The sequence below is a fragment of the Micrococcus sp. KRD012 genome, assembly GCF_017168555.1.
GTDB lineage: Bacteria > Actinomycetota > Actinomycetes > Actinomycetales > Micrococcaceae > Micrococcus > Micrococcus luteus.
Genome location: NZ_JABFBB010000007.1, coordinates 48,290 through 57,147, shown reverse-complemented (window position 1 = coordinate 57,147; position 8,858 = coordinate 48,290). Strand labels below are relative to the sequence as shown.

Annotated in this window: 11 protein-coding genes and 1 pseudogene; 4 read left to right on the top strand and 8 right to left on the bottom strand. The window is 72.8% G+C overall.

The features are described from left to right. Positions 1-33: 33 nt before the first annotated feature. The 3 genes from J1M37_RS03660 to J1M37_RS03650 form a co-directional block, all read right to left on the bottom strand. Positions 34-717, bottom strand: coding sequence for a type 1 glutamine amidotransferase domain-containing protein (locus J1M37_RS03660; protein ID WP_069941694.1), 684 nt, complete (start codon positions 715-717; stop codon positions 34-36). An 85-nt stretch (positions 718-802) separates the two neighbouring features. After that, positions 803-2,455 (bottom strand): ribosomal protection-like ABC-F family protein, encoded by a 1,653-nt coding sequence (gene abc-f / locus J1M37_RS03655; RefSeq protein WP_036340837.1) that lies wholly within the window; start codon positions 2,453-2,455, stop codon positions 803-805. Between the two features lie 28 nt (positions 2,456-2,483). Next, complete coding sequence (locus J1M37_RS03650) at positions 2,484-3,314, bottom strand: patatin-like phospholipase family protein (RefSeq protein WP_010080497.1); 831 nt, start codon at positions 3,312-3,314, stop codon at positions 2,484-2,486. Between the two features lie 7 nt (positions 3,315-3,321). Between J1M37_RS03650 and J1M37_RS03645 the strand changes: the two genes are divergently transcribed. Then, positions 3,322-4,122, top strand: a complete 801-nt coding sequence (locus tag J1M37_RS03645) for a formate/nitrite transporter family protein (protein WP_078025878.1) — start codon at positions 3,322-3,324, stop codon at positions 4,120-4,122. A 23-nt stretch (positions 4,123-4,145) separates the two neighbouring features. Here J1M37_RS03645 and aqpZ read toward each other — a convergent pair whose 3' ends face one another. From aqpZ to J1M37_RS11770, 4 genes and pseudogenes are all read right to left on the bottom strand, one after another. Beyond that, positions 4,146-4,928: an aquaporin Z gene (gene aqpZ, locus J1M37_RS03640; RefSeq protein WP_206452122.1), complete on the bottom strand. Its 783-nt coding sequence runs from the start codon at positions 4,926-4,928 to the stop codon at positions 4,146-4,148. 265 nt (positions 4,929-5,193) lie between these two features. Continuing rightward, positions 5,194-5,673, bottom strand: a complete 480-nt coding sequence (locus J1M37_RS03635) for an NUDIX domain-containing protein (protein WP_036316396.1) — start codon at positions 5,671-5,673, stop codon at positions 5,194-5,196. A gap of 9 nt (positions 5,674-5,682) precedes the next feature. After that, on the bottom strand, positions 5,683-5,943 hold the full coding sequence (locus J1M37_RS03630) for a hypothetical protein (RefSeq protein ID WP_052001280.1): 261 nt from the start codon (positions 5,941-5,943) through the stop codon (positions 5,683-5,685). 33 nt (positions 5,944-5,976) lie between these two features. Continuing rightward, positions 5,977-6,078 (bottom strand): annotated as a pseudogene (locus tag J1M37_RS11770) (ATP-binding cassette domain-containing protein); the annotation flags it as partial. A 123-nt stretch (positions 6,079-6,201) separates the two neighbouring features. On the opposite strand from J1M37_RS11770, the gene J1M37_RS03625 reads away from it, so the two are divergent. Genes J1M37_RS03625 through J1M37_RS03615 form a run of 3 tightly spaced genes read left to right on the top strand, consistent with a single transcriptional unit; the run spans position 6,202 to position 8,248 of the window. Further along, positions 6,202-6,927, top strand: coding sequence for a histidine phosphatase family protein (locus J1M37_RS03625; protein ID WP_152744175.1), 726 nt, complete (start codon positions 6,202-6,204; stop codon positions 6,925-6,927). After that, the gene (locus J1M37_RS03620) at positions 6,924-7,466 is read left to right on the top strand and encodes a DUF3090 domain-containing protein (protein ID WP_036340843.1); all 543 of its coding nucleotides are present in this window, start codon (positions 6,924-6,926) and stop codon (positions 7,464-7,466) included. Before J1M37_RS03625 ends, J1M37_RS03620 begins: the two co-directional genes overlap by 4 nt. Beyond that, positions 7,466-8,248: an SCO1664 family protein gene (locus J1M37_RS03615; RefSeq protein ID WP_069941698.1), complete on the top strand. Its 783-nt coding sequence runs from the start codon at positions 7,466-7,468 to the stop codon at positions 8,246-8,248. The genes J1M37_RS03620 and J1M37_RS03615 overlap by 1 nt, the downstream gene beginning before the upstream one ends. A gap of 43 nt (positions 8,249-8,291) precedes the next feature. Here the strand turns inward: J1M37_RS03615 and J1M37_RS03610 are convergent, their stop codons facing one another. Then, a complete protein-coding gene (locus tag J1M37_RS03610) occupies positions 8,292-8,858 on the bottom strand; it encodes a mismatch-specific DNA-glycosylase (RefSeq protein ID WP_036316392.1) in 567 nt (188 codons plus the stop codon).

The following is an 8,858-nucleotide window of genomic DNA, read 5'->3' as shown; positions in this document are numbered from 1 at the left end:
CCTCGGGGTCGGGGCGGCGGGCTCGGTGGAGGGTCAGCGCGCGAGCAGGTCCAGGAGGCGGCGGGCGGCGTCGGCGGAGGAGGCCGGGTTCTGGCCGGTCACCAGGGTGCCGTCCGTGACCACGAAGCTCTCCCCGTCCGGGCCCTTGCGGTAGTCCGCGCCGGCGGCGATCAGCGAGTCCTCGACGAGGAACGGGACGACGTCCGTCAGCTGGGCGGCCTCCTCCTCGCCGTTGGTGAACCCGGTGACCTGACGGCCGCGCACGAACGGGGTGCCGTCGGCGGCGGTGATCGGGTGCAGGATCCCGGGCGCGTGGCAGACGAGGCCGAGCGGGCGCCCGGCCGCGTCGCTGTCGAGGATGATCCGCGTGGAGTCGGCGTCGGACACCAGGTCCCACAGCGGGCCGTGACCGCCCGGGTAGAAGACGGCGTCGAACCCGTCCACGTCCACCTGCGCCAGGGGCGTGGTGTGGGCCAGGGCGGCCTTGGCCTCCTCGTCCTGGTCGAACCGGCGGGTGGCCTCGGTCTGCATCTCCGGCTTCGAGCTCGTCGGGTCGATGGGCGGCTGGCCGCCGCGGGGCGAGGCGAGGGTGACCTCGTGGCCGGCGTCCGTGAAGACATAGTAGGGCGAGGCGAACTCCTCGAGCCAGAACCCGGTCTTGCGGCCGGTGTCGCCCAGCTGGTCGTGCGAGGTGAGGATCATCAGGATGCGGGACATGTCTGGGGCCCTTTCGTCGGTGGGGACTGAACTCTCATGGTCGTACACAACCGAATCTCGGGCAAGGGTGACGGTGCCCGGGTCGTCAGCGCTCCGTCACCCGCCCGTCCTGGACCTGCCAGCGACGGTCGGTGCGGACGGTGTCCAGCATGCGGCGGTCGTGGGTGACGAGCAGCAGGGCGCCCTCATAGGTCTCCAGGGCCTGTTCGAGCTGCTCGATGGCCTCCAGGTCCAGGTGGTTGGTGGGCTCGTCGAGCACCAGGACGTTCACCCCGCGGGCCTGGAGCAGGGCCAGGGATGCCCGGGTGCGCTCGCCGGGCGAGAGCTCGTCCACGGGGCGGTTCACGTGGTCGGCCTTGAGGCCGAACTTGGCCAGCAGGGTGCGCACCTCCCCGGAGGCCATCTCGGGCACGAGCGCCTCGACGGCCGCGGCGAGCGGGACGGTCCCGGCCAGCAGCGAGCGCGCCTGGTCGATCTCCCCGATCTGCACGCTGGACCCCAGGGCGGCCGTGCCCTCGTCCGGGGCCTGGCGGCCCAGCAGCGCGCGCAGCAGGGTGGACTTGCCGGCCCCGTTGGGCCCGGTGATGCCGATCCGCTCCCCCGCGTTCACCTGGAGGGACACCGGGCCGAGCGTGAAGCCTCCCTGCCGGAAGACGGCGTCGTTGAGGGTGGCGACCACCGAGCTGGAGCGCGGCGCCGCACCGATGGTGAACTCCAGCCTCCACTCCTTGCGCGGCTCCTCCACCTCCTCCAGGCGCGCGATGCGGCTCTCCATCTGCCGGACCTTCTGGGCCTGCTTCTCGCTCGACTCACTGTTGGCCCTGCGGCGCAGCTTGTCGTTGTCCGGGGACTTCTTCATCGCGTTGCGCACGCCCTGGCTGGACCACTCCCGCTGGATGCGGGCGCGGGAGACGAGGTCCTGCTTCTGCTCGGCGAACTCCTCGTACTTCTCCCGGGCCTGGCGGCGCAGGGTGGCCCGCTCCTCGAGGTAGGCCTCGTAGCCGCCGCCGTAGACGCGGTTGGTGCGCTGGGCGAGGTCGAGCTCCAGGACGCGGGTGACGCAGCGGGCCAGGAACTCGCGGTCGTGGCTCACCAGCACGACGCCGCCGCGCAGCTCCTGCACGAAGGCCTCCAGGCGGGTCAGACCGTCGAGGTCCAGGTCGTTGGTGGGCTCGTCCAGGAGCACGACGTCGAAGCGGGAGAGCAACAGCGCGGCGAGGCCGACGCGGGCGGCCTGCCCACCGGAGAGGGAGGTCATGAGGACCTGTTCCGGGGAGGCGGAGAGGTCGAGGCCGAGGTCGGCCAGGACGGCGGGGATGCGCTCCTCCAGGTCCGCGGCGCCGGAGGCCAGCCAGCGGGTGAGGGCGGTGTTGTAGCGGTCTGCGGCGGCGTCCGTGACGTCCGGGTCCGCCAGGCCCGAAGCGGAGGCGTCCATCTCTCGAGTGGCCTCGGCGCAGCCGGTGCGGCGGGCGATGTACCCGGCGACCGTCTCCCCCGGCACCCGCTCGCGCTCCTGCGGCAGCCAGCCCACGAACGCGTCGGCCGGGGCCAGGCTGACCGTGCCGGCCTGCGGCGCGAGGTCCCCGCCGAGGATGCGCAGCAGGGTGGACTTGCCCGCGCCGTTGGCCCCCACGACGCCGACGACGTCCCCGGGCGCGACCGTGAGGTCCAGATCCTCGAAGAGCGTGCGGTGGCCGTGGCCGCCGGCGAGGCCGGAGGCGACAAGGGTGGCGGTCATGGTGCTCCTGACGGAAGTGCGGCGGGCGTCAGGCCATTCTGCCGCGACTGAGCTCCACGAGCTTCTCGGCCCGGGCGCGCGTCGCCTCCTCTCCCGCCGCGATGGCGACGCCGGAGCTGCGGAAGTCCGCGACCGTCATCCCCTCGATCGGCGGGCTGATGAGCACGTCCGGCCGGTAGAGCGAGAGCCGGACGGTGGTGAGCTGGGCCTGCATGACGTCAATCGCCCGCATGGCCTGGCGCAGCGACGTGGCGGGCGAACGGCGGGTGCGGGTGCGCGCCCCGGGCTCCGGCCGCTCCAGGGGCTCGAGCGTGGTGGCATCGACGGCGATCACCCGCTGCGCGCCCAGGAAGCGCACCCCGTCCACCGGGATCTGGTTGAGGATGCCGCCGTCCACCAGCACGGAGTCCCCCACGGTCACCGGCTCCAGCGCGCCGGGGTAGGCGGTGGTCGCCTGGATCGCGGTGATGAGGTCCCCGGTGTGCAGGTAGCGGGTCTGGCCCTCGACGACGTCGGCCGCGGTGAGCACCAGGGGAATCTGCAGCTCCTCGAAGGTGTCCGGGAGCAGCTCGCGGAGCCAGGCCCGCAGCCTCTCGCTGGAGAGGATGCCGCCGGTCAGGCCCCAGTTGATGAGCCGCGGCCAGTCCACGCTCCGCTCGATCTTCTCGAGCGAGGCGGCGTCATGACCGGCGGCTATGAGCGCGCCGAGGAGGCCGCCCATGCTCGTTCCCGCGAGCACGTCCGGGCGGATGTCGAGCTCCTCGAGCACCCGCCAGACCCCGATGTGGCACAGCCCGCGCGCTCCTCCGCCGCCCAGGGCGAGGCCCAGCCGACCCGTGGGCCGTTCGTCATGCATCATCGGCCCAGTGTGCCACGGACATGACCGTGAAGGGAGCGATGCCGGTCAGTCCGTCTCCGGCAGGCCGGCGGCCCACAGGGCGGCGGCAGACGAGGGCGCGGAACGCCTGCATCGGTCCCTCACCGTCCTGACGACCACCGGGTTCCTGGGCGGCGTCGAGATCACGATCGGCCTGCTCGCGTACCTGCTCACGCTCCACGAGACGGGCAGCCACCTTCTGGCCGGACTCGCGTTCTCCATCGGCCTGGTCAGCCTGTTCCTCGCCCACTCCGAGCTCTTCACGGAGGGGTTCTACTACCCGATCACCGCGATCGCCGCCGGCCGGGGCACGTGGATGGAGCTGCTGCGTCTGTGGGCGGTGACCCTCGTGATGAACCTCCTCGGCGGCACCGTGATGATCGCCCTCGTGGTGGCGGGGTTCCCCGACCTGCACGGCACCCTGGCCGAGAGCGCCCACCACTTCCTGGACATCGGCTTCAGCTGGCAGGGCGCCGCCCTGGCGGTCCTGGCCGGGGTGGCGATCACCCTCGTGACGCGGATGCAGGCCGGGACGGACAGCCCGACGGCGATGATCGTCGCGTCCGTCGCCGGAGCCATCGTCCTCGCCGGCGGTTCGCTCTTCCATTCGGTGATGGACTCGATCCTCATCATCGGAGCCATCCTGTCCGGAGCGCACGGCGTGGGGTGGCTCGAGTGGCTCAGTTGGGTGTGGTGGGTGATCCCCCTGAACATCCTCGGCGGGCTGGCGCTGACGACGGCGCCGCGCCTGCTGCGTTCCAAGGAGGTGCGGGAAGAGACGGGGCGGTGAGGGCAGGGCCCGAATGACAGGGATCAGACGGCGTCCCGCGTCCCGTCGGCGGCGGGCTCGGGCAGCTCCTCGGTCACCCGGGAGGTGTTGGGGAAGACGAAGCGGTAGCTGAGACCGGCGACCGCGGCGCCCAACAACGGGGCCACGAAGAACAGCCAGACCTGGCCGAGGGCGTCCCCGCCCGCGAACAGGGCCACGCCGAAGGAGCGAGCGGGGTTCACGGAGGTGTTCGACACGGGGATGGAGATCAGGTGGATCAGCGTGAGGGTCAGGCCGATGGCCAGCGGCGCGAAGCCGGACGGAGCACGGCGGTCCGTGGCGCCGAGGATGACGTAGAGGAACACGGCGGTCAGCAGCACCTCGGTCAGGAACACCGCGCCCATCGAGTAGCCCGCGGGCGAGAGTTCGCCATAGCCGTTGGTGGCCAGGCCGTTCTCCGCAAGCGAGTAGCCCGGACGACCGGAGGCGATCGCCAGCAGCACGCCGCCGGCCGCCACGCCGCCCACGAGCTGGGCGATCCAGTACGGCACAGTGAGCTTCCACGGCAGACGACCCGCGAGCGCCGCACCCAGCGTGACGGCCGGGTTGAAGTGACCGCCGGAGATGTGGCCTACGGCGTAGGCCATGGCCACCACGGTCAGGCCGAAGGCGAGGGCGACGCCGAGGAAGCCGATGCCCATGTTGACGCCTGCGGCGTCGTCGATCACGGAGGCGGAGAACACGGCCGCACCGGCGCCGCCGAAGACGAGCACGAAGGTGCCGAGGAGCTCGGCGGAGAGCTTGGAGACGAGCGGGGAGTCGTTCATGGTGGTCCTGTCAGAAGGTCTGGGGGGTGGGATCCTTTCGCTACGGTACCCGAGCCGGGGCATCCTCCCCGGAGGGTCCTCGACCTCTTCCGCTGCCACGGCAGCGCCGTCCGTGGGACCGTCCCGCCGTTGCCTGGGCGCACCGTCTCGTCCCGCGTCCACTCTCCTGGCCGGGCCGCCACGATCACCTCCGCAGATCAGACGGCGGCCCTCATCCAGGACGGGGACGCCGCCGGGCACCGCTCGTCCGGCCGGGGGCCGGGCCTCAGCCCGCCGGCTGATCCACCCCCGCGGCGGGACGCCCGTCCTCCAGGTAGACGCAGTGCGCGGCGTCCCAGGCGGCGTCGACGCGGCGGGCGATCGCCGGGCGCAGGAGCTTCCGGGCCTCCTGGCGCGTCACGAAGCGATGCTCGGAGGCCTCGTCCTCCTGCAGGCCGATGGCGGCGACGTCCGCGGCAGTGAGCGGGTGGACGGCGCGGAAGAGGAAGCGCAGGCCGGTCCGGCCGTCGGCTTTGCTGGGCCGCGTGTCGACGGCGACGAGCCGCCCGGCGGTCACCTCCAGGCCCGTCTCCTCCCGGACCTCGCGGCGGCAGCCGTCCCAGGGGGTCTCGCCGTCGTCCTCCATGATCCCGCCGGGGATGGTCCACCCCTTCTTGTAGGTGGGCTTGAGCACGAGCAGGCGGCCGGCCTCGTCGAAGAGGAGGCAGCCGCAGGAGACGGGGACGGAAGGAATCAGGAAGGACATGGCGCCAGCCTAGAGGCGGGCGCCGGCGGGGCGCTGGCCGGCGGGCTCGTGCCCCGCGCGGCGGGCGCGCACCGTGCGGACGGCCAGGATCAGCCAGGCGAGCACGGCCAGCGCGGCGAACACCGCGGGCAGCACGTGCCCCAGGAGCACGGAGGAGGCGACGGCGGCGAGGAACGCGGCCAGGTTGAGGACGACGTCGTACATCGGCGCGATGAACCGCCGGTTCACCACGTGGAGCCCGGCGATCGCCACGCCGCACGCGAACGTCACCGAGAGCAGGAGGTTGACTACCGGGGGAGGGTATCAGCGGCGGTCGAGTCGGACGGCCTCGAGCATGCGGCGGTCGTGGGTGACCAGCAGCAGGGCGCCGTCCTAGGCCTCGAGGGCCTGCTCCGGGCGTTCGAGGCCTGCAGACGGGCGTCAGCCTTGCCGGGCATAGGCGTGCTCGCGTTGCGTCACTGACCCTTTGCGTCATGGCCGCGAGGCTTTGTCCGCGAGAGGCGGGCATCCCCTCGCTACGCTGAGGCCATGGCGACGGTACTTCTCGTGCGGCACGGCCGCACCACGGCCAACGCGACCGGACTGTTGGCGGGCCGCACCCCCGGGGTCAGCCTGGACGATCATGGACGGGAGCAGGTGGCCCGCACCGGGGATCGGATCGCGGCCGTGCCCGTGGCCGCAGTGGTGGCCAGCCCCCTGGAGCGGTGCGCGCAGACGGCCCACGCCCTCCTCGATCGCCAGCCGGAGACGGTGCCCTCGCTGGTCGACGACGACCTCACCGAGTGCGACTACGGCCAGTGGCAGGGACGCGCGCTCAGCGACCTGGCCACCGAGCCCCTGTGGGCGACGGTGCAGACCCAGCCGTCCGCCGTCGTCTTCCCCGGCGGGGAGTCCATGGCGGGCATGCAGGCCCGCGCGGTGGCGGCGATCCGCCGGCACGACGCCGCCGTCGAGGCCGAGCACGGGCCCGGGGCGGTGTGGGTGGCGGTGAGCCACGGGGACGTCATCAAGTCGATCCTGGCCGACGCGCTCGGCACGCACCTGGATCTGTTCCAGCGGATCGAGGTGGGACCCGCCTCCGTGTCCATCGTGAGCTACGGGCCGAGCCGCCCGCGGGTCTGGGCGACCAACACCGACGCCGGGGACCTGTCCTGGCTCTCGGCCCTCGGCCCGTCCGACGACGCCCCGGTGGGCGGCGGCGCGGGCACCGGCCCCGGCGCGGTGGACGAGCGGACGCCTAGGATCGTGGCATGAGTGATGCACCTGCCCCCGCCCATGAGTTCGACTGGCCGGATCGGGTCGTGATCGGGACGCTCGGGCGTCCCGGAGCCCGCACGTTCTACCTGCAGGTGCGCACCGGGCCCCGGCTGGTGAGCCTGGCCCTGGAGAAGCAGCAGTCGGCCCTGATGGCGGAGATGCTCGACGAGATCCTCGACGATCTGATGGCGTTGGAGGGCAATCCGCACAGCGTCCCGGCCAGCACGCCCGTGGAACTCGTGGACAACGATCCGCTGGACCCGGTGCAGGAGTGGTTCCGGGTGGGGGCCATCGGCCTGGGCTGGGACCCCACCACCGCGCAGGTGCTCATCGACGCGCACCCGCTGACCGACGACGACGCCGCCCCGGCGCTCGAGGCGGACGCCGAGGCCGTGCGCGTGCGGATGCCCGTCGGTGCCGCCCGGGCGTTCGCCCGCCGCACCCGGGAGGTCGTGGACGCCGGGCGCCCGATCTGCTCGGACTGCGGCCAGCCCATCGACCCCGACGGCCACGACTGCACTCTCCCCGACTCCTGATGAGCGCCGCGGACGTGCCCGCCGGCGAGCTGATGTCCGGGGAGCTGACGCTCACCGGCCGCATCACGACGGCGTCCAACGCCACGTTCCTCGGCGCGATCGGTGACACCCCGGTGGTCTACAAGCCGGTGGCCGGCGAGGCCCCGCTCTGGGACTTCCCCGCCGCAACCCTGGCCCGCCGCGAGGTGGCCGCGCACCTGGTGTCCGAGGCACTGGGGTGGGATATCGTGCCGCGCACGTGGCTGCGCGACGGCCCCTTCGGCGAGGGCATGGTGCAGCTCTGGCAGGAGCAGGATCCTGGGCAGGACGCCGTGGACCTGTTCCCAGCGGACAAGGTGCCGACCGCGGGGTGGCTCACGATCCTGGAGGGCGAGGACGAGGACGGGAACCGGCTGGTCCTGGCCCATGAGGACTCGGCGGCGCTGCGCCGCATGGCGGTGTTCGACGTGATCGTCAACAACGCCGACCGCAAGGGCGCCCACATCCTCGCCATGCCCGGCGGGCACCGCCACGGCGTGGACCACGGGCTCACCTTCCATGTGGCGGACAAGCTGCGGACCGTGCTGTGGGGCTGGTTGGGCGAGGTGCTGAGCGAGGAGGAGCGCGACGGCGTCGGCCGGGTTCTCGAGGGACTTGCTGGCGAGCTGGGGCGGGGGCTGGCGGGGTTGCTCAGTGCCGAGGAAGTCGAAGCCTCGGCCGAACGCTGTGCCCGGTTGCTCGAGGACGGGACCTTCCCGGCACCGAGCGGCCTGACGCCGGCCGTGCCCTGGCCGCTCTTCTGACGGGCCTGAGGCGTCAGCGCGGCCGCAGGGACAGCGGGCGCACTCAGTCCACGAGCCCCGCCGCGGCACCGGCCGCACGGTAGTCCGCGGCGAGCGAGTCCAGGGTGGCGTGAGCGTTGAGCCCGCTGGGGTTCGGCGCCACGAACAGCCGCGTGCCCGGCCACGGCGTCTGCTGCTCCCCCAGCACCGCCTTCGGGCGTCCGAACGCCTGCCGGTAGGCCGTCACCCCCAACACAGCGACGACGGCCGGCGCATGCGCTGCCACGAGCGCGTCCAGGCGGGCGGGGGCGGCGGCGAGATCCTCCGCGGTGAGCTCGTCGGCGCGGGCGGTGGCACGCGGGACGAGGTTGGAGATCCCAATGCCGCGGGCGTGCAGCTCGGCGAGGTCCTCGGCCTTGTAGCCGTCGGAGGCGTCGATCAGGTGTCGGGTGAGCCCGGCGCGGTGCAGGGCCGGGTAGAAGCGGTTGCCGCGGCGGGCGAAGTGCGCACCGGTGGCGGCGGTCCACAGGCCGGGGTTGATGCCGATGAACAGCAGCCGCAGCGGGTCTGGCAGCAGGTCGGGGACGGTGCGGTCGCGGAACTGTTGGAGCTCGGCCTGGGTGAAGCGCAT

What these genes read in the sequence shown, in the direction of transcription:
- J1M37_RS03610 (WP_036316392.1), bottom strand. Translation starts at nt 8,858, where the DNA reads ATGCGCTTCACCCAGGCCGAGCTCCAACAGTTCCGCGACCGCACCGTC.
- J1M37_RS03620 (WP_036340843.1), top strand. Translation starts at nt 6,924, where the DNA reads ATGAGTGATGCACCTGCCCCCGCCCATGAGTTCGACTGGCCGGATCGG.
- J1M37_RS03660 (WP_069941694.1), bottom strand. Translation starts at nt 717, where the DNA reads ATGTCCCGCATCCTGATGATCCTCACCTCGCACGACCAGCTGGGCGAC.
- J1M37_RS03615 (WP_069941698.1), top strand. Translation starts at nt 7,466, where the DNA reads ATGAGCGCCGCGGACGTGCCCGCCGGCGAGCTGATGTCCGGGGAGCTG.
- J1M37_RS03625 (WP_152744175.1), top strand. Translation starts at nt 6,202, where the DNA reads ATGGCGACGGTACTTCTCGTGCGGCACGGCCGCACCACGGCCAACGCG.
- J1M37_RS03635 (WP_036316396.1), bottom strand. Translation starts at nt 5,673, where the DNA reads ATGTCCTTCCTGATTCCTTCCGTCCCCGTCTCCTGCGGCTGCCTCCTC.
- J1M37_RS03650 (WP_010080497.1), bottom strand. Translation starts at nt 3,314, where the DNA reads ATGATGCATGACGAACGGCCCACGGGTCGGCTGGGCCTCGCCCTGGGC.
- abc-f (WP_036340837.1), bottom strand. Translation starts at nt 2,455, where the DNA reads ATGACCGCCACCCTTGTCGCCTCCGGCCTCGCCGGCGGCCACGGCCAC.
- aqpZ (WP_206452122.1), bottom strand. Translation starts at nt 4,928, where the DNA reads ATGAACGACTCCCCGCTCGTCTCCAAGCTCTCCGCCGAGCTCCTCGGC.